Consider the following 17,536-nt stretch of genomic DNA (forward strand, 5'->3'; position numbering starts at 1 on the left):
GCGGCGAGCCGGTAGCCGCGCGGAGTGGTGTCGAAACGCATATCCACCAGCAGGGCCGAAACCCGCCCGACCGTATCCGCGCCCACGCCCCGCGCGGGCAATTCCACCAGATGCGGCAGTGCGGGCAGCTCGCCGACGATCACCGCAGCGGCCTCGCGTGGGTCGGTCCCCGGCCAGGACCCGACCCCTGTCGCCACCCCTGCCGGGAATCCGGCCTGGTTCATCGGGACGCGCCGGCAGGTGCCGTGCGCGCGGTGGCGGCGATGGTGCCACTACCCAGCACCACATCACCCGCGGTGTCGGGCCGATACAGTACGGCGGCCTGGCCGCGCGCCACACCGCTGAGCGGTTCGTGCAACCGCACCCGCAGCCCGTCGCCCACCGCTTCCGCGGTCGCGGCCGCGGTACCGCCGTGCGCCCGGACCTGCACCACGCAGTCGACGGGTCCGGCGGGCGCTGTGCCGTCGGTCCAGACGGCCCATTCGGCGTCGATGGACCACACCTGCAGATCGTCGGCCGATCCCACGTGCACGGTGCCGGAGTCCGGGTCGATCTCGGTGACGTAGCGCGGTTTACCGTCGGGTCCGGGCCCGGGCAGGCCGAGCCCCTTGCGCTGGCCGATGGTGAATCCGTGTACCCCGTCGTGGCGGCCGAGTTCGGCGCCACCGGAGTCCACTATCGCGCCCGGGCGGATCCCGATCTTCGCGCCGAGGAAGGCGCGGGTGTCGCCGGAGGGGATGAAGCAGATGTCGTGGCTGTCGGGTTTGTCCGCGACCGCGAGGCCGCGGTCGGCGGCTTCCGTGCGGATCTGCGGTTTCGGGGTGTCCCCCACGGGGAACATGGCCCGTTTCAGCTGTTCGGCGGTCAGCACCGCCAGAACATAGGACTGGTCCTTGTCCGCGTCCACGGCCCGGCGCAGCACACCGTCGGTCAGCCGCGCATAGTGCCCGGTGACCACCGCATCGAAGCCGAGGGCAATCGCCCGGTCGGCGAGTGCGGAGAACTTGATCTTCTCGTTGCAGCGCAGGCACGGGTTCGGCGTTTCGCCCGCGGCATAGGCGGCGACGAAATCGTCGATCACGTCTTCTTTGAAGCGGTCGGCGAAATCCCACACATAGAACGGGATACCGAGCACATCGGCGGCCCGGCGGGCATCACCGGCGTCTTCCTTGGAGCAGCAACCCCGGGAACCGGTTCGCAGGGTGCCCGGCGCGCTCGACAGCGCCAGATGGACCCCGACCACCTCGTGTCCGGCGTCGACAGCCCGTGCCGCCGCCACCGCCGAATCGACTCCACCACTCATCGCGGCGAGTACGCGCATACGCTACGCACCTCCTCTCGCACCGGCCAGGCCGGCGGCTCTGGCTCGTTCCACCACTTGCGGTAATACTTCCAGCAGGGCCTCGATATCGGCCCGCTGTGAGGTGTGCCCGAGCGAGAACCGCAGCGATCCGCGCGCTTCCCGGGGCTCGACCCCCATCGCGATCAGGACATGGCTCGGCGAGGCGACCCCCGCCGTACACGCCGAACCGGTGGAGCATTCCACTCCCGCGGCATCCAGCAGCATCAGCAGCGAATCACCTTCACACCCCGGGAAGGTGAAATGGGCGTTACCCGGCAGCCTGCGGTCGTCGTGCGGACCGTTGAGTACAGCGTCCGGAGCGATCCGGCGCACCCCGGCGATGAGTTCGTCGCGCAGTGCAATCAGTTCCGCGGTCCGGGCGGGCATTTCCGCCACGGTCTGCCGCACTGCGGCGGCCAGTCCGGCCACGGCGGCCACATCGGAGGTACCCGAACGCAGATCGCGTTCGTGCCCGCCACCGTGCAGCAGTGGAACACAGCCCACCTGCCGCCCGAGCAGCAGTACGCCCACTCCGTGCGGTCCGCCGAGCTTATGGCCGGCGAAACTTGCCGCCGCCAGCCCGCTCGCCCCGAAATCGATGGGTAGTTGCGCGGCGGCCTGTACCGCGTCGCTGTGCATCGGGACACCTGCCGCGCGCGCGATGGCCGCCAGTTCCTCGATCGGCTGGACGGACCCGACCTCGTTGTTCGCCCACATCACGGTGACCAGTGCCACTTCGCCGGGGTTATCGGCGAGTTCGGCGCGCAGGGTTTCGGGCGCGACGATTCCGTCGGAATCCACCGGCAGCCAGGTGACCCGCGCCCCCTCGTGCCGTTCCAGCCATTCCACCGTATCGAGCACCGCATGATGTTCGGTGGCACCGGCCAGGATCCGGGTACATCGCGGATCGGCATCGCGGCGGGCCCAGAAAATCCCCTTGACCGCGAGATTATCGCTTTCGGTACCGCCGGAGGTGAGGATCACCTCGGACGGCCGAGCCCCCAGATCGGCGGCGATGGATTCGCGGGCCTCCTCCAGCCGCCGGCGGGCCGCCCGCCCCGATCCGTGCAGCGAAGACGCGTTCCCGGCCCTGCCGAAGACAGCGGTCATCGCCTCGATGGCGGCGGGCAGCATCGGTGTGGTCGCCGCATGATCGAGGTAAACCGTCGTGGGCACACCGTTGACCGCACCCGGAAAAGCCGATTTCATGACCGGTAAAGCCTATCCCACCGTTGACCTGCATATCTTCCGGGCATCCTCGGCGTACTGCGGGATCCCCTCACACGGCGAACATCCGTCCGGCCGCCGATATTCCCCGTGCCGGTCCGGGAAATCGACCGGCCGCCGGGGTAGCAGCCGATCGCCGATCCGTGGCCGGGACGTCGCCCGGCCCGCGCTGTCAGGACCGCTCGGCGCCGTCTTCGGGGGTGGTGTCGCCCGCGGCCCGGCTCTCGGTCGTGGCGTTGGAGAACACCGGCTGATTCGCGACAGCCGAGGACGTATAGGCCTCGGGTTCCGCGGGGACGTGACTGAACAAATTGTTCTCGTGCATATCGATACTCCGGTCGTAGAAGGTTTCGCAGTCGATGCGCGGTGTGCGGTGGTCGCCGGTGGCGACTCTTCCCGCCTCACCAGCGGGCCGCCCGGCCCCGGCGCCTGCCCGCGGGACGGCGATCGTCCGCCGTGCACCGGGGCGCCCGATCGGGCGTAGTGGGCAGCGCCCGGGTCCCGAACGGATCCGGTGCTGTGATGGATACTCCTGACTCGGCCCGAGCGGACCGGATTGCGCGTCATCCGACGGTCCGGACCCGCGCTGGATGGGTCGCGGGGCCAGGGCCCTCTCCACCTTACTCTCCGTGGCCCCGGGAAGTCGTCTTTCGCCGCCGCAGCGCGGTGCGCAGGCCACGCGCCGGGGTGTGTTCTCCCGCACCCCCCGTGGCGTCGAATCGGCGTTCGGAGGCGGTTTCCGGCGCATCGTCGGAGGTCGCGGTGAGCAGACTGTCCGGTAGCGCGAGCTTGTGGATGGTCCGCAGGCTGAGCACCGTCTGGCGGGGCAGCGACCCGGTCGTATACGGGAGATCGTATTTCTCGCACAGCGCCCGGACCCGCACCGCGAGCTGCGGATACCGGTTACTCGGCAGGTCGGGGAACAGGTGGTGTTCGATCTGATGGGACAGATGCCCGCTGAGGAAGGCCAGTACCGGGCCGGCGTCGAAATTCGCGGTGCCGAGCATCTGCCGGAGGTACCAGTGCGCCCGGGTCTCCTCGGCCATCACCTCGGGCTCGAATTTCTCCGCGCCGTCGGGGAAATGACCGCAGGCGATCACCGTGTAGGCCCACAGATTGCGGAGCAGGTTCGCCGTCGCGTTCGCGGCGAGCGTCCGACGCCACCGGCGGCCGCTCAACGCCGGGAAGACCACATAGTCCTTGCCCACTTGCCGGGCGATCTTCGCCGCCAGCGCCCGCGCCGAACCCGCCCCACCGTCTCGGCCACGACCGAACTTGCGTTCGAGATACCAGCCCTGCGAGGCGATCCCCCATTCGAAGGTGACCGCCAGCAGCAGATTGCGCAGTGGTTGCAGCAGATGTCCGGGCTGCCAGCGTTCGTCGCGGGTCACCCGCATGACGCCGAAGCCGATATCGTCGTCCAGCCCCAGCACATTGGTGTAGACGTGATGCCGGTAGTTGTGGGAATGCCGCCACTGCGCGGACAGCCCGGCCATATCCCACTCCCAGGAGGTGGAATGGATTTCCGGGTCGTTCATCCAATCCCACTGGCCGTGGCTCACATTGTGGCCGATCTCCATGTTCTCGATGATCTTGGCCAGCGCCAGCCCACCGGTTCCGGCGAGCCAGCCGCCGCGACGCCGGCTGAATCCGATCGTCGCCCGCGCGGCCGCGTCCAGGGTCCGCTGGAAGGCGATGGTGCGCCGGATATAGCCGGCATCACGGGTACCGAGGCCGTCCTCGACATCACGCCTGATCTCGTCGAGTTCGCGCCCGAGGGACTCGATTTCGGTGACGCTCAGGTGCGCATACACCGCCACCTGGCTGATCGCCATAGTTCTCTGCCCCACATTCCTGGGTAGTTGCCCGGATCCGGAGCCGGAACCGTCCGGTAGTACCGATAACAGTGGTCACCGGTGCCGCCTGCTGAAGCCGCCGCGCCCGGGTTACCCCGGGGGTACCCGGGAACGTTCCGGACACACTCGATTGCGGCACCACCGATATCGAGAGCAGCAGGTTCGGCCTGTTCATGTCCACCGTAGCCGCATCCGTTCGCGTCGGTCCACAACACCGGTGACGGGGCGTCGCGCCGGCTCCAGGTCCCCGCGTACCTCGCTACTCGCCCGCGAAACGGCTGGTAAGCAGCTCGACGCGGGGGACGCAGCCGAGCAGAAGCCACCCAATCTTCAGAACCTATTGAATGTGCCGTTGTTTAGCGGTACGGTAATGAATGTATCGATGAGGCGCTCCAGAAGCGCTACCGCCCCGCAGGTCCACCGGGGCGCGACGAGTGAGGACTCTCCGATGAACCGAACCCCCGAACAGCGCAGCCGTCGCATTGCCGCCCGGATCGCCGCGATCGCGGTCCTCGCCCTCGCACCACTGGCCATCACCACCGGAAACGCCTTCGCCGACCCCGTCGCGGCGACGGCGATCAGCGATTCCGACGACTCCGGCGGTTTCGGCAACGACGAAAGCCACGGCTTCGGCAACGACAGCGATTACGGCAACAACAGCGCCGGCTGGGACGATGACGGCTTCGGCTGGGACGACAACGGCCAGTACGGCTATCGCGATCACAACCAGCACAACTACGACGGCTGGAACGACCAGTTCAACAGCGGTCACACCGATCGTGAAGACCGGGATTCGCATGCGGGTTACAACGGGAACCGCGGTAGCGACTACGACGCTCCCGCCGATTGGGACGACGACAACCACAGCGGCGGCACCCAGAACCAGACCTGGAATGTGCCCAACCCCTACATTCCGCCGGCCCCTCCGGCCCTCCTGCCGACCCCGCCGGTACATCTCCCGTCGCTCCCCCATCTCCCGTTGCCTTTGGTGGGGCTCCCGGGTCTGCCCGGCACCGGCAGCGCGTTCTGATACCCGGACTATGTTGCCGTTATATGGCGGTTCATCTTCCAGCGACACATCAGTTGCAGCCGTACGGCCGGGCCCGTAACCCGGACCCGGCCGTAGAACCCATACTTCGATCAGACGGGCGCCGCCACCGCCGCCCTCGTCAACTGCCGGCCGGCCGCGGCGAGTACCGCATGCGCCGCATCCGAGAGCTCCTCCGCCCGGACAGCCTGTTCACACCGCCGCGCAAGATCGATCCGGTCGTCCCCCGCCTGCTCGACCGGGGCGAGCACGACTTCGGCCGTCAGCCCCCGCGCCCGCAGGACCCGGACCACCGAGCCGATCAAGGTATCGTCGCCGACGAAACCCGGCACGGTCGACCTGTTGCCGTGCGGATCCAGATACCGCAACCGCACCGGCTGCACCGGGGTCCCGGTATCCACCGCAGCCTGGAAGATCGCGGGACGCAGTTTCCCATAAGCCCGGCCGCACCAAGTGGTGCCCTCGGGGAAGAAGCCGATCCGCTCACCGGCGGCCAATCGCTGCCCGACCTGCTGCACCACCTCCGGTAACCGGCGTAGCCGCTCCCGCTCGATCGGCACGACCCGCATGATCCGGGCCAGCCGCCCGAGCAGTGGCCAATCGATCAGATCCGCGCGTGCCACGAATGCCAGTGGCTGCACCGAGGCGAGGACGATGATATCCGCCCAGCCGATATGCCCGCAGGCCACCAATACGCCGGTACCCGGCGGCGCGAACTGCGATCTGCCCTGCACGGGCCGTCGATCCACCACCCGAAGCCGGATCCCGCAGCTGCGTAACAGCATTCCCGCAAAGCGCCGCTGCACGCCGGAACGACGCGACGGCGGCGTGACCATATGCGCGAACGGGTAGGCGGCCAGAACCGACAGCGCACCAGCGGCCCGGATCCCGGCGCGTAGCACCCCGACCTGGGCGCTGTGCTGTACGCATCCCGCCACGCACGGGCTGGTGGGCATCCACGAATGCTGCGGCGCAGCTACTCCCGCTTGTTCTTCCGGCGTCCGATGCGGCATCGGGTCACCGCCCGCTGTCGAAATTCGCCGCCGCGCCACGTAAACGATCCAGGTAGCGGGTGTTGATGGTATCCAGCCCGAGCAGCACCACGAAATCGGCGACCGCGAAATCCGGATCGTGCGCCGGTTCCCCGCAGATCTCCGCGCCGAGTCGCAGATACCCGTTGAGCAGCGGCGGCAGTTTCGGACGCGCGGGCGCGGGCAGATCGTCGAGCGCTGTCCCGTCCACGACGACCGGGCGGTACGGCCGCACGCGTTTCTCCGGAGCGCATGCATGTTTGGTGAGCAGCAGATCGCGCACCCCGCGCACATTCACCCCGGCCGGTTCGTCCGGGCGGTTACGCATGGGCACCGAGGCACATCCCATCACCCAGTCGTAACCGGTGAGCTGGATGTAGTGCAGGATCCCCGCCCACATGAGAGTGAGCACCGACCCGTTGCGATGGTCGGGCACCACGCAGGCCCGCCCCATCTCCACGATCCGCTTCCCGGCCGGGTCCAACCGGGTCAGCTCGAATTCGGTGGCGGTGTAGTAGCCGCCGGCCGCCGCGACCCTGTCCGGTGGCAGCATCCGGTAGCAGCCGACGAATTCGCCGGTGAGCTCGTCGCGGACCAGCATATGGTCGCAATGGTCGTCGAAGCGGTCGGCATCCAGACCCGTGCCGTTGTCGGGGATCCGGAAACCGGGTTCATCGGCGAAAACGTTGTACCGCAGTCGCTGCGCCGCGATGCGATGGTCAGTATCGGAGGAGACGATCAGTGCGTATCGGGACCGGTGATCCTCGCTGCCGGCCGGTCGAGCCGGCGCTGTCAGCACGGACGTAATAGCCATAAGGCCTAGGAGGCCAGTTCGACACTGCGACCGGGCATCCGTGAAGTGTCGCCGGTATGCCGTTTCGGTTAACGAGATGCAGCTCACACCGGCCGTTTACCAGCAGCTTCCCGTGAGTTCGCCCCTTGGGGGGCCAGGGGCCGCATCGCGCCGGGAACCGAATGGCCACCTACCCCGTTGAAGATGGCGCCGATTCGGACGAACCACCCAGCCCGTGGTCGCTCGGCGCGGACCGCTCCTGCCACAGCCCAACGTGGCGGGAGTTGACGATCCGAGCCGACTCCCCGCTGCTAGGCGACAGAACGTTCCGGTTCCCGGACCTCGTCCCGCCACTGCTCGTCGACCTCGTCGAACCCGGGCCGCCCGGTTCCGATGAAGGCCACCAGCCACGAGAGCACCGCGGCGAAGCGGTTACGGAAGCCGACCAGATAGAACAGGTGTACCGCCAGCCAGATGAACCAGGCGATCGTGCCGCGGAAGCTGATCCGCTCGTTGAGTTTGGTGACCGCACTGAACCGGCTGATCACCGCCATACTGCCCTTGTCCCAGTACACGAACGGCGTACCGGGGTGCTTATCGCGGCTGACGATATCGGCGGCGTGGCGGCCTTCCTGCATCGCGACCGGTGATTGTCCCGGGTAGCCGTTGAGCGAGGTCATATCGCCGATGGCATAGATATCGGCGTAACCGCCGACGGTGAGGTCGGGGTTGATGAGCAGCCGCCCGGCCCGGTCGGTTTCGCATCCGGTGGCTTCGGCCAGCATTTTCGCGAATCCGCCCGCCTGCACACCGGCCGACCAGACGATGGTTTCGGCGTCGATCTGCCGAAGCTGCCCGTCTTTGTCCTTGACGGTGACCTGCCCGGCCTCGATATCGGTGACGAAGGTGCCCAGCAGCACCTCCACACCGCTGCGGGTCAGCGATTTCTTCGCATACTCCGAGAGCCCGCCACCGAACGGCGGCAGCACTGCGCCAGCTCCTTCGACGAGGGTTACCGAAACCTCCTGGTGGAAGTGCCGCTTCGCCAGCTCCTTCAGCTGCCCCGCGACCTCGACACCGGTGGCACCGGCCCCGACCACCACGAACGACAGCAGCCGGCGGCGGGTCTCCTCGTCGGCGTCGGCGGCCTCCCGGAAAACGCGTTCGATCTGCGCGCGCAGCAGCTTGGCGTCGTCGATGGTTTTCAGCGAGTAGGTCTTGTCGGCGAAATCGTCACGTCCGAAATACGACTGGCTGGCGCCCGTGGCGGCGATCATCGACCCGTAGCGGATACGCCGGGTTCCCTCGGGGGTCTCGTAGGTGAGGATCGCGGCATCGGGCTCGATATCGGTGACATGGCCCTGCCGGACATCCGCCTCCTTGTGCCGGCGCAGGATGTTCGCGATGGGGGGCGCGATCTCCTCGGACGCCAACACCCCGGTGGCGACCTGGTACAGCAGCGGCTGGAACAGGTGTTCCGGCGTGCTCGAGATAAGGACATAATCGACGCCCGCCTTCGCCAACTGCTTGGCGGCGGCGAGCCCACCGAACCCCGATCCGATGATCACGACATCCGCGTACTCGACGCCGGCGCCGATTTCCGTGACGTTCTGCATGACAGCCTCCTTCACTCATTACTAACCGTCATCCAGAACGCAGATATTTCAGGGTTCAGGGCGCATAATTGAGATGACTCTTATCTGATCTCGTCATGAATGGGGTAGAGATGGAACTTCGCCAGCTCACGTACTACGTCGCGGTGTGCGAGGAGCTCAGTTTCAGCCGGGCCGCGGCCCGCTGTTTCATCTCGCAATCGGCGATCAGCCATCAGATCGCCCGGCTCGAACACGACCTCGGCGTCCAGCTCTTCGAACGCTCGACCCGATCGGTCGTCCCCACCGACGCGAGCACAAGGTTACTACCGCTGGCAAAGCAGATGCTAGGTCTGGAATCCGCGATCCGGGCCTCCATCCGCACCACCGGCCCGAGAATCCGGCTCACGGCAAATATGTCCTTCGCCACACGATCGCTGACCGCTATCGCCGGCGCCCGTGAAGCCCATCCCGGAGCCGAGATCGAATTCGTCATCAAACCCTTCCGCCAGCGAGTGGCGGCCGTGGCCGACGGCGATTGCGATCTCGCCCTGATCCGCGGCAGCGTCCAGCAGGCGGGCCTCATCGTCGAACAACTGTGGGTCGAAGACCTCACACTCGCCACCGCCCCCGCCCACCCGCTGGCCGGACGCACCGATGTCACGCTGGCCGAACTGAGCGCCTACCCCCTGCTGCTCCCCCCGGAATCCGAGCAGGTCCTCATCCACAACGTCATCCGCGCCGCCTTCGCCGACCTGCCTGTCGGCCCCACCTACGGCCCGCCCATTCCCCCCGACCACACGGCCACCATGGAGTTGATCAACCACCCCGACGCCTGGACCGCGCTCTACGCGAACAGCTCCACCGAAGGTATCGCCACCCTCTCCCTCGCCGACCAGCGCCTGCGCATCCCGGTTTCCGCGGTGCTACGCGCCGATACCCGCCGCACCCCGATCCTCGCGACACTCCTCGACGGGCTGCACGGAGCGTAGCGGCACGAACCCCAGCGCAAGCTACTGGAATTTCACACGCAAACGAGCTCGGCGGGGTCACCGGCCTCCACTTGTTCGACAACCGCACCGGGCAGGGGCCGAACTGCCGGACGATGCAGGACCCCCGGGAACCGACCGGCCCGGTGCCGTGGCGCGCCGGGCCGGTCGTGCTCCTGCGGCCGTGGGTGTGCAACATCGCACCTTCGGGTACCGGCCGGACGTCTCCGTTCTTCAGGATGATCACGCCCCGGCTGCCCGGCGGGAGCTGGTAGCAGGGCAGGTCCCGGCCGAGGTTCTCCCGCAGGATCACCCGGTCGATATCGGGCCGTTCCTGTCCATCGACGATGATCTTCTTCTCACCGGGCCCGGGATGCGCACTCGACCGGGAGTCGGCTGGGAACCGGCAGCCTCCCCGAGAACCGGCCGCGGGATCAGCCGCAGCAGAACAGGTCGTCACACGGTTTCCCGGCCTCACTTCCGTAGACCATGAAACCGCGCAGCGGCGCCAGCAAACCGTCGGCGGTCCACGGGTCCAGCAGGGGCGCGGATGCCGGAGCGAGAACGCCCCAGCTCGGTGGCGCATCGTCGAGGTCATAGCGGGCGACGCCGTCGACGAACAAGGTCCACAGGCTGTGGTCGGGAAACGGGTTCAGCCGCAACACCCACCAATGCCCATCGACCTCGGCGGCCAGCGGAAACTTCCGATGGCCCGTACCGCGCCACTGCGGCTGTGCCTGCGATTCATATCGCGCCATACCACGAGTATCCGCGCGGCCGTGTTCCACCACCGCGGTAGCTCGACAAGCGGCCGTGCTTGCCCCGGCTCGACTCCCGGCGCCCGCACTGTCACGATGCCGGCACTTCCACCGTCATCCGCCGCGGCGGGTTCCTTCGACAACTCCGTCGGTGGAGCCGTGGCGCCCACCTCGCTGCCCCTCGAGCAGCTCCGTCACACCTTCCTCGGTCAGCGGCCGGTGAAAATACCAGCCCTGCGCGGTATCACAGTGCAGGGCCCGCAACTGTTCGGCCTGGAACCGGGTTTCGACACATTCCGCAGTGGCGGTGAAACCGAGCGCGTGTGTCAGGCCCACGATCGATTCCAGCACCACGAAATCGGTGGCACCGGCGCTGTCGCGGATCCGCTGGACGAAGGGGCCCGCCAGCTTCACCACCTGGAGTGGTAGCTGGCCCAGGTACGCCAGATTGGAGTAGCCGGTGCCGAAATCGTCCAGTGCGATACGCACTCCCGCGTCCGCCAAGGCGCGCAGGGCGGCCAGCGGTCCACCGTCGTCGGCCATGAACGCCCGCTCGGTCAGCTCCAGTTGCAGCCGCTGCGGCGGGATCCCGGTCTCGGTGAGGGTTTTCTCCACTCGGGTCAGCCAGGACGGGTCGGCCACCTCCACCGCGGAGACATTCACACTGATGACCGGCGCCCCCCTCGGGGTCGAGGTCGTACCAGCGCCGGGCGGCCCGGCACGCCTGCATGAGCACATAGGCGCCCAGGGCCAGGATATGGCCGTCATCCTCGGCCAGATCGATGAATTCGACGGGTGAGAGCACCCCGAGATCGGGATGGCGCCACCGCACCAGCGCCTCCACGGCATCGATCCGGTCCCCGGACAGGGGCACGATCGGCTGATAGTCGAGGAAGAACTCCCCGGCGGCCAGGGCATCGGGTATGGCGGCGGACAGTTCGGCCCGGGCGTGCTCGCGGCGGCCGCGGTCGGGGTCGAATACCGCATAGCAGCCGCGACCGGCCGACTTGGCCCAATACATGGAGGTATCGGCGGCTTGCAGGAATTCGTCCGCATCGGCCCGGTCCGAGCGTTCCTCCATCACCCCGACGCTGGCACCCACGCGCAGGCGCTGACCGTTGATCTCGAAGGGTTCGGCGAACGCCGCCAGCACCGTCTCGGCCAGCGCCGCCACCTCGCCGGGGTGGGCAGGGTCGGGCACCAGGATCACGAACTCGTCGCCACCCATCCGCGCGACCAGCTGCCCCGGCTCGGTCACGCATTTCCGCAACCGGTCCGCGGCGGCGACCAGCAGATCGTCGCCGACCGCGTGACCGTAGGTGTCGTTGACGGTTTTGAAATGGTCCAGGTCCACGTAACACAGGCCGACGCCGGAATCCGGGGCGGTGAACGCTTCGGCGAGCGCGTCGAACAGATAGGACCGGTTGGCCAGACCCGTCAGCTGGTCGTGATGGGCCCGGTAGCGCAGACTCGCCTGCAGTGCTCGCTGCTCGGAGATGTCTTCCACCAGCACCAAGGTGTACTGCGGGGCTCCGCGCTGGTCCCGGATGAGGGAGACGTTCAGGTTGGTCCACACCGCGTGCCCGTCCCGATGCGGGTAGGCCTTCTCCAGCCGGACACTGTCGCATCCGCCGGCCATCAGCATCCCGTACAGTTCCCACATCCCCGATTCGTCGTCGGGGTGCGCGAGATCGGTCACCAGCATGCCGCACATCTCGTCGGGCCGGTACCCGAGCATCTCCGCGAACGCCGCATTGACTTCGATGATCCGGCCCGTCATATCCGACAGCCCGGTACCGACACCGGCCTGCGCGAATACACCGCGCATCCGTGCTTCGCTGGCCCGCAACTGTTCTTCGGCGGCGCGCCGGGCCGTTATTTCGGCGGTGCGGACGCTCTCCTGCTCGGCGAGCAGCCAGGCGCGGAAGGCGCGCAGGTATCCGTTGGCGAAGGCCCCCAGCGTTGCGGCCACGGCTGATGCCGGGACTCCGGTGGCGGCGAGATAAGTGCCGAGAACATCGATACTGCGACCCAATACTTCATCGCCTACGAGGTGGGCGCGGGCGAGTTCGGCACCGGCCTCGGCTGCCCGCCCCGGGTCCGGCTCTGGTGTGGCGGCGGCGCAGAGCTCGGCCGTCAGCCGGGTCAGCAACCCGGCGGTTTCTACGGCACTCATAGGCACGATGTGATCGCGCGTTCCCTCCCGCAGCGCTGTCATCCATCGGCCGGCCAGGTCGGCAAACGAGCCCTGGGGTAACGCACCGGGCCCGGCATCCCAACCCATGGGGTCCGATGCTAGCCGCAAGCGGCCCCGCATGTGGAACGTACCCACTTCCCACCGGGATCGGATACCATGACGGCCACCCGGGTCGCCAGGCTTCGCCGACTCCGAACACGTTGGCGCGAAAGGAAATACCGACCGATGAGCAGACCGAGTTGGGCCCCCGAAGGTATCGACCTGGATCGCCCCAGCGCATCCCGCGTCTACGACTATTTCGTCGGCGGTATGCACAATTTCGAGATCGACCGGCAGCTCGCCCAGCAGATCGAGACCTTCACCCCGAACGTCGCCGAGACCATGCGTGCGAACCGAGACCTGTTGCGCCGCTGCGTCCGGTTCCTCACCGATCAGGGAATCGAACAGTTCCTCGATATCGGCTCCGGGATCCCGACGGTCGGCAACGTGCACGAGGTCGCGCAGGCGGCCAACCCGTCGGCGCGGGTCGTCTACGTCGATATCGACCCGGTCGCGGTCGCGCACAGCGCGGCCATTCTGGCCGATAACCCGAACGCGGCCGTGGTCCAGGCCGATGCGGGCCGGCCCGAAACGATCCTCGCCGATCCATTGGTCCAGAGCCTCATCGACTTCGACAAACCGGTTGCGGTGTTGCTGCTGGGCGTCCTGCATTTCGTCACCGACGATGCCGATCCCGCCGGCTGCGTCACCCGGCTCGGCACCGCCGTCCCGGCCGGCAGCTATCTGGCGATCACCCATGCCACCGCCGACGGGCAGCCGGCCGAGGTTCTGGAGGCACAGAAACTGTCCGGCCGGACCTCGACGGAGATCGTGCTCCGCACCCACGACGAGATCGCGGCCTATTTCACCGGTTGGACGATGCTCGATCCCGGGCTCGTCCACCTCCCGCTGTGGCGGCCCGAGCACCCCGACGATATCGGCGAGCATCCGGAACGGTCCGGGGCATACGGCGCGGTCGCCCGCAAGGACTGATCCGAGGGCCCACGCTCCGGCGAGTGCGGCACTTGCGTCAGTCGAAATCGCTGCGCAATCGACCATTCGGGTGACGGCCGCGTGCTGGGCGCGGCCGGGCCCGAAGGCTGCGGTACCGGACCACCACCGCGCCTACGGCTGTCGGTCCCGTCTTCGTCCCGGTAGGCGCCGTAACTGCTCCTGCCGGGCCGGGCTCCCGATTCTTCACTGTTCACCGAGGCGGTAGCCCGAGGCTCAGTGACCACGATGCTCCAGGGACCCCACCTCAGGTCCTGAAACGTCATGGCCCGCACATGGCGCCCGGGTCGTCGCCGGCGAACAAACTGTTCAGGAAGGCGTCGACATCGTCGCCGGCGGCCGTGAGGACGCCGCGATGGTCGGCGCCTTCGTAGGACCGGTAGTCCACGGACGAACCGTTCGCGCACAACTTTTCGGTGATCTGCGTGGTGATCGGGGCGGCGACCAGGGCGTCGGTGGTGCCCTGCGCGACGAGCGCCGGGACCGTCAGGTTCAGGTCCTCCGGCTCCTGGCCGGCGAAGTACGCGGTGAGCGCGGCGGTATCGGCGCCCGGCGCGAACAGATCACCGGCCGGGACCTTTGCCGCTGCCGCCTTGATCTGGTCCATACAACCGGTGCGTGCCACATCGAGGAGCGGGCGGGCCGCATCGCTGATCATGGCCTCGGCCGACAGCGCCGGGTCTGCGGCCTCGGCACCGAGCAGCAGTACCGGCAGGAACGGTAGGGCCACGCCTACCCCGGGGCCACCGGCCGCCATATACGCGGCGGTATCGCTGGTGCGGCTCCCCGGCGCATAGGACACAGCGCCCACGAGGTCGAGTTCCGGGGCGTATTCGGGATCCTGCGCCGCAGTGAACAAGGCGGCGTGCCCGCCCTGACTATGCCCGGCCACAGCCCATTTCGCGCCGATCCGGGGATCGAGTTCACGCGCGGCACGGACGATATCGGTGACAGTATGAGCTGCGCTGACACCGTTCATATACGGATGTCCACCAGGCGTTCCCAGGCCCTCGTAATCCGTGGCGGCGACGGCGTATCCGCCGGTCACCCACCGGGCGATTACGGGATCGGTGACGGCCAGGTAATCCCGCGCCGGCCCGCCCACACTGTGCGCCGACGGTGCGCAGGCGTCACCGACGCCGGTGGTGCCGTGCGCCCAGCTGATCACCGGCCAGCCACCCTCGGGCGGTTCGCCGGCCGGGACCGTTACCGTGCCGGAAACCAGGACCTCTTGCCCCGCAGCGGATTGCGACAGGTAGGTGATGCGTTCGGTCCGGGCGTCCTCGGGCACCACCGAATCCGGAGATACCTCCACCGGTGTGGCGGTGATCAGCGCACCCGGTGCCGCACTGTCGGGTTCCTCGCTCGAATCGCCACATGCCGTGGCGACCAGGGCCGTGGCCGCGAGCACGATCACCGCACGCCATCTACCGGTGCCGCGGCGGGACAGAACTGTTCTCATATCACGCTTCCAACCATCCGCGGCAGCGCGATCTCACTCCATCGGAAACCGCTCACCACGCATAAAACTGAAATTCATTCTAGAACGTAGCACGGTGCACTTTGCCGACGGAGCGAATCGGCAAGTTCCGAACAGTGACCGATCGCGAAAGCCGCGCGACCGAACCTCACCGGCCGCTGGTCAGGCAGTCGACTCGCTGCTGAGCCCTCAGTCATTGCGCTTCTTCAGGATGAGCGCGACCTCGATGGCCTGCCCCGAACCGAAGCTCGGTGCCAGCGTCCCGACTGCTTCCCACCCCTTGCGCCCCAGGTCGTTGAGGTCCTGCTCCATCCGGTCGTAGTCGAAGCCCTTCATACCGAGCTTGTACCTCAGCACCTTGTGTCCCCACTGCGCGGCCATGAATCGCTCTCCTGTCGGGTTCGGTCTTTCCGGTGCGGATCCGCCCGGCACGGACAGTCAAAACTATGCCGCAGCAGCACAGTCAACCCCGGTCACGCCGGGCCCGACATTCAACGTTTCGGGCCGCAGTGCACGGCATCCACCGTGCCGGACGGGCCGGCCGACCACCGCCTGCCGATTTCGGCCGGCTCCGAATCGGCAGGCGGTGGTTATGCGAAGAGTGTGGTCAGGCGACGGCAGTCCCTTCGAGTTCGACCAGCTGCCCCGGGATCGCGAGCCGGGTCACCCCGAGCATCGTGGTGGCCGGCGCGACCCCGGCCGCGCCCAACCGCGACGCCAGCACACCGTAGTGCCGGAAGAGGAGATCGACGTCGGTGGTGTAGACGTTGAGCCGCACGAGGTCGGCGACCGACATATCGGCCTCGCGGAGTACGGCCTCCAGGTTGTCGAAGCTCAGCGCCAGCTGCGCCGCCATATCACCGTCGTGCTGGGGTTTGCCGTCGCGGCTCATCGCGGTCTGGCCGGAACAGTAGAGCGACCGGGTGTGCCCGGCGACGAGTTCACCCTGGTTGAATCCCATCTCCGCCGCCCACATCACCGGGTTGACCGCCGTGCGTTGCACTGTCACTTCAGCTCCATTCGATTCATCGGAAGTCCTACGCCGACGAGTCTGGCGAGAAATCACGACATCCTCGGTCATGTATTCCGGGTAGATTTCCCGGTATGCGCGCCGACCGGTTGGTCTCGCTGGTGCTGTTGCTGCGCCGGCACGGCCGGTTACCGGCCGCTACGCTCGCCCGCGAGCTGGAGGTATCCACCCGGACGGTGCTGCGCGATATCGAAGCGCTGTCCGCGGCCGGTGTCCCGGTGTATGCCGAACGCGGCCGGCACGGCGGGTTCGCCCTGCTGCCCGGTTTCCGGACCGAGCTCACCGGATTGAACCGCGACGAGGCGCTCGCCCTGCTGGTCGCCGGAACACGTCGCGGCGCAGAGGTTTTCGGGCTCGGCTCGGCGCTGGCATCGGCCATGCTGAAGGTGGTCGACGCGTTGCCCGAGAACTACCGGAACACCGCGAGCGAAGCGGCCCAGCGGTTGCTCATCGAACCGGAAACCGATCTGCTCGCGCGCCGGGTGACCGACGACGAGGTGCCCGACGCCGTGGTGAACGAGGTCCGGCGCGCGGTACTCGCCGGGCGCAAGCTGCGCATCCACTACGCGGCGGTGGATCAGGCCCCGAAATGGCGCACCGTGGATCCGATCGGGCTGGTCACGGTACGCGGCCAAGGCTATCTGCTGGCCACCCGGTCCGGCGCGGACCGCACCTACCGGCTGTCGCGGCTACTGGCCGCCGAAGAACTGCACGAACCCGCACAGCGACCGGACCGGGTCGATCTACCCAACGCGTGGCAGGAGCGCAGCACTCGGTTCCGGGCAGGCGGCGACCAGGTCACCGTGCTGGTACTCGTGGATCCGATCCGCCGTGACGAGCTGGTGGGCACGGCCCTGGCCGTCCTGGGCGAGGAAACCGACACCGACGGCGGATTGCGGCTGGAGGTGACGTTCCAGGATTCCCGGCATGCCGAATGGGCGCTGTGGCAGCTCGCCACGGACGCCGAAGCTCTGGCCCCACAGTGGTTACGCCTCCGCCTGCACAACCGCGCCGCTGCGATCGCCACCCACTACGGCGGATTCACCTCCTAGGGACCCGGCGGACACCCGCTCGTACCGGCGATTCAGGGAAGCGCCGATGCGGCGGTCCGTCATACCCCCGTTCGGGGGTGGCCGACGGTCA

General features: G+C 67.8%; 17 protein-coding genes and 2 pseudogenes. 5 read left to right on the forward strand and 14 right to left on the reverse strand.

The features are described 5' to 3' along the window. The 5 genes and pseudogenes from ON22_RS18500 to ON22_RS18520 form a co-directional block, all read right to left on the reverse strand. Positions 1-224, reverse strand: a pseudogene (locus ON22_RS18500) (methionine synthase); the annotation flags it as partial. Next, complete coding sequence (gene mnmA, locus ON22_RS18505; protein WP_033241257.1) at positions 221-1,321, reverse strand: tRNA 2-thiouridine(34) synthase MnmA; 1,101 nt, start codon at positions 1,319-1,321, stop codon at positions 221-223. The gene mnmA and the pseudogene ON22_RS18500, both read right to left, overlap by 4 nt. Positions 1,322-1,324: 3 nt before the next feature. Next, positions 1,325-2,551 (reverse strand): cysteine desulfurase family protein, encoded by a 1,227-nt coding sequence (locus tag ON22_RS18510; RefSeq protein ID WP_051157787.1) that lies wholly within the window; start codon positions 2,549-2,551, stop codon positions 1,325-1,327. A 190-nt stretch (positions 2,552-2,741) separates the two neighbouring features. Continuing rightward, the gene (locus tag ON22_RS36760) at positions 2,742-2,894 is read right to left on the reverse strand and encodes a hypothetical protein (RefSeq protein ID WP_156052184.1); all 153 of its coding nucleotides are present in this window, start codon (positions 2,892-2,894) and stop codon (positions 2,742-2,744) included. Positions 2,895-3,189: 295 nt separating this feature from the next. Continuing rightward, positions 3,190-4,404: a fatty acid desaturase family protein gene (locus ON22_RS18520; protein WP_033241255.1), complete on the reverse strand. Its 1,215-nt coding sequence runs from the start codon at positions 4,402-4,404 to the stop codon at positions 3,190-3,192. 469 nt (positions 4,405-4,873) lie between these two features. Here ON22_RS18520 and ON22_RS18525 point away from each other — a divergent pair, with 469 nt between their 5' ends. Continuing rightward, a complete protein-coding gene (locus ON22_RS18525) occupies positions 4,874-5,455 on the forward strand; it encodes a hypothetical protein (protein WP_033241254.1) in 582 nt (193 codons plus the stop codon). A 110-nt stretch (positions 5,456-5,565) separates the two neighbouring features. Here the strand turns inward: ON22_RS18525 and ON22_RS18530 are convergent, their stop codons facing one another. The 3 genes from ON22_RS18530 to ON22_RS18540 all read right to left on the reverse strand — a co-directional run bounded on the left by ON22_RS18530 (position 5,566) and on the right by ON22_RS18540 (position 8,913). Next, a complete protein-coding gene (locus tag ON22_RS18530) occupies positions 5,566-6,429 on the reverse strand; it encodes a lysophospholipid acyltransferase family protein (protein ID WP_033242150.1) in 864 nt (287 codons plus the stop codon). A gap of 61 nt (positions 6,430-6,490) precedes the next feature. Next, positions 6,491-7,318 (reverse strand): GNAT family N-acetyltransferase, encoded by an 828-nt coding sequence (locus tag ON22_RS18535; protein WP_033241253.1) that lies wholly within the window; start codon positions 7,316-7,318, stop codon positions 6,491-6,493. A gap of 290 nt (positions 7,319-7,608) precedes the next feature. Then, the gene (locus ON22_RS18540; protein WP_033241252.1) at positions 7,609-8,913 is read right to left on the reverse strand and encodes an NAD(P)/FAD-dependent oxidoreductase; all 1,305 of its coding nucleotides are present in this window, start codon (positions 8,911-8,913) and stop codon (positions 7,609-7,611) included. A gap of 110 nt (positions 8,914-9,023) precedes the next feature. Between ON22_RS18540 and ON22_RS18545 the strand changes: the two genes are divergently transcribed. Continuing rightward, entirely contained in the window at positions 9,024-9,881 is an 858-nt protein-coding gene (locus ON22_RS18545) for a LysR family transcriptional regulator (protein ID WP_033241251.1), read from the forward strand. A gap of 431 nt (positions 9,882-10,312) precedes the next feature. Here ON22_RS18545 and ON22_RS18555 read toward each other — a convergent pair whose 3' ends face one another. Both ON22_RS18555 and ON22_RS38045 read right to left on the reverse strand, forming a co-directional pair. Then, positions 10,313-10,636: a hypothetical protein gene (locus tag ON22_RS18555; protein WP_033242149.1), complete on the reverse strand. Its 324-nt coding sequence runs from the start codon at positions 10,634-10,636 to the stop codon at positions 10,313-10,315. A gap of 114 nt (positions 10,637-10,750) precedes the next feature. Next, entirely contained in the window at positions 10,751-11,299 is a 549-nt protein-coding gene (locus ON22_RS38045; protein ID WP_051157789.1) for an EAL domain-containing protein, read from the reverse strand. Positions 11,300-11,303: 4 nt separating this feature from the next. Between ON22_RS38045 and ON22_RS38050 the strand changes: the two genes are divergently transcribed. After that, positions 11,304-11,435: a hypothetical protein gene (locus ON22_RS38050; RefSeq protein ID WP_255218541.1), complete on the forward strand. Its 132-nt coding sequence runs from the start codon at positions 11,304-11,306 to the stop codon at positions 11,433-11,435. Here the strand turns inward: ON22_RS38050 and ON22_RS38055 are convergent. Further along, a pseudogene (locus ON22_RS38055) lies at positions 11,388-12,953 on the reverse strand (putative bifunctional diguanylate cyclase/phosphodiesterase); the annotation flags it as partial. The gene ON22_RS38050 and the pseudogene ON22_RS38055 overlap by 48 nt on opposite strands. A 105-nt stretch (positions 12,954-13,058) precedes the next feature. Here ON22_RS38055 and ON22_RS18565 point away from each other — a divergent pair. Further along, entirely contained in the window at positions 13,059-13,865 is an 807-nt protein-coding gene (locus tag ON22_RS18565; protein WP_033241250.1) for an SAM-dependent methyltransferase, read from the forward strand. A gap of 280 nt (positions 13,866-14,145) precedes the next feature. Here the strand turns inward: ON22_RS18565 and ON22_RS18570 are convergent, their stop codons facing one another. The 3 genes from ON22_RS18570 to ON22_RS18580 all read right to left on the reverse strand — a co-directional run bounded on the left by ON22_RS18570 (position 14,146) and on the right by ON22_RS18580 (position 16,366). Beyond that, on the reverse strand, positions 14,146-15,345 hold the full coding sequence (locus tag ON22_RS18570) for a lipase family protein (RefSeq protein ID WP_033241249.1): 1,200 nt from the start codon (positions 15,343-15,345) through the stop codon (positions 14,146-14,148). A 207-nt stretch (positions 15,346-15,552) separates the two neighbouring features. Continuing rightward, positions 15,553-15,720 carry a DUF4177 domain-containing protein gene (locus tag ON22_RS18575; RefSeq protein WP_197039600.1) on the reverse strand — a complete coding sequence of 56 codons (168 nt, stop codon included), beginning with the start codon at positions 15,718-15,720 and terminating at the stop codon, positions 15,553-15,555. A gap of 250 nt (positions 15,721-15,970) precedes the next feature. Then, complete coding sequence (locus ON22_RS18580; RefSeq protein ID WP_033242148.1) at positions 15,971-16,366, reverse strand: RidA family protein; 396 nt, start codon at positions 16,364-16,366, stop codon at positions 15,971-15,973. 101 nt (positions 16,367-16,467) lie between these two features. Between ON22_RS18580 and ON22_RS18585 the strand changes: the two genes are divergently transcribed. Next, the gene (locus tag ON22_RS18585; RefSeq protein ID WP_033241247.1) at positions 16,468-17,445 is read left to right on the forward strand and encodes a helix-turn-helix transcriptional regulator; all 978 of its coding nucleotides are present in this window, start codon (positions 16,468-16,470) and stop codon (positions 17,443-17,445) included. The last annotated feature ends 91 nt before the right edge of the window (positions 17,446-17,536 follow it).

The organism is Nocardia carnea NBRC 14403 (genome assembly GCF_000308515.1).
Taxonomy (GTDB): domain Bacteria; phylum Actinomycetota; class Actinomycetes; order Mycobacteriales; family Mycobacteriaceae; genus Nocardia; species Nocardia carnea.

Excerpts from the sequence above, each read along its gene's own strand:
- mnmA (WP_033241257.1), bottom strand. The coding sequence starts at position 1,321 with ATGCGCGTACTCGCCGCGATGAGTGGTGGAGTCGATTCGGCGGTGGCG.
- ON22_RS18510 (WP_051157787.1), bottom strand. The coding sequence starts at position 2,551 with ATGAAATCGGCTTTTCCGGGTGCGGTCAACGGTGTGCCCACGACGGTT.
- ON22_RS36760 (WP_156052184.1), bottom strand. The coding sequence starts at position 2,894 with ATGCACGAGAACAATTTGTTCAGTCACGTCCCCGCGGAACCCGAGGCC.
- ON22_RS18520 (WP_033241255.1), bottom strand. The coding sequence starts at position 4,404 with ATGGCGATCAGCCAGGTGGCGGTGTATGCGCACCTGAGCGTCACCGAA.
- ON22_RS18525 (WP_033241254.1), top strand. The coding sequence starts at position 4,874 with ATGAACCGAACCCCCGAACAGCGCAGCCGTCGCATTGCCGCCCGGATC.
- ON22_RS18530 (WP_033242150.1), bottom strand. The coding sequence starts at position 6,429 with ATGCCCACCAGCCCGTGCGTGGCGGGATGCGTACAGCACAGCGCCCAG.
- ON22_RS18535 (WP_033241253.1), bottom strand. The coding sequence starts at position 7,318 with ATGGCTATTACGTCCGTGCTGACAGCGCCGGCTCGACCGGCCGGCAGC.
- ON22_RS18540 (WP_033241252.1), bottom strand. The coding sequence starts at position 8,913 with ATGCAGAACGTCACGGAAATCGGCGCCGGCGTCGAGTACGCGGATGTC.
- ON22_RS18545 (WP_033241251.1), top strand. The coding sequence starts at position 9,024 with ATGGAACTTCGCCAGCTCACGTACTACGTCGCGGTGTGCGAGGAGCTC.
- ON22_RS18555 (WP_033242149.1), bottom strand. The coding sequence starts at position 10,636 with ATGGCGCGATATGAATCGCAGGCACAGCCGCAGTGGCGCGGTACGGGC.
- ON22_RS38050 (WP_255218541.1), top strand. The coding sequence starts at position 11,304 with ATGACCGGCGCCCCCCTCGGGGTCGAGGTCGTACCAGCGCCGGGCGGC.
- ON22_RS18565 (WP_033241250.1), top strand. The coding sequence starts at position 13,059 with ATGAGCAGACCGAGTTGGGCCCCCGAAGGTATCGACCTGGATCGCCCC.
- ON22_RS18570 (WP_033241249.1), bottom strand. The coding sequence starts at position 15,345 with ATGAGAACAGTTCTGTCCCGCCGCGGCACCGGTAGATGGCGTGCGGTG.
- ON22_RS18585 (WP_033241247.1), top strand. The coding sequence starts at position 16,468 with ATGCGCGCCGACCGGTTGGTCTCGCTGGTGCTGTTGCTGCGCCGGCAC.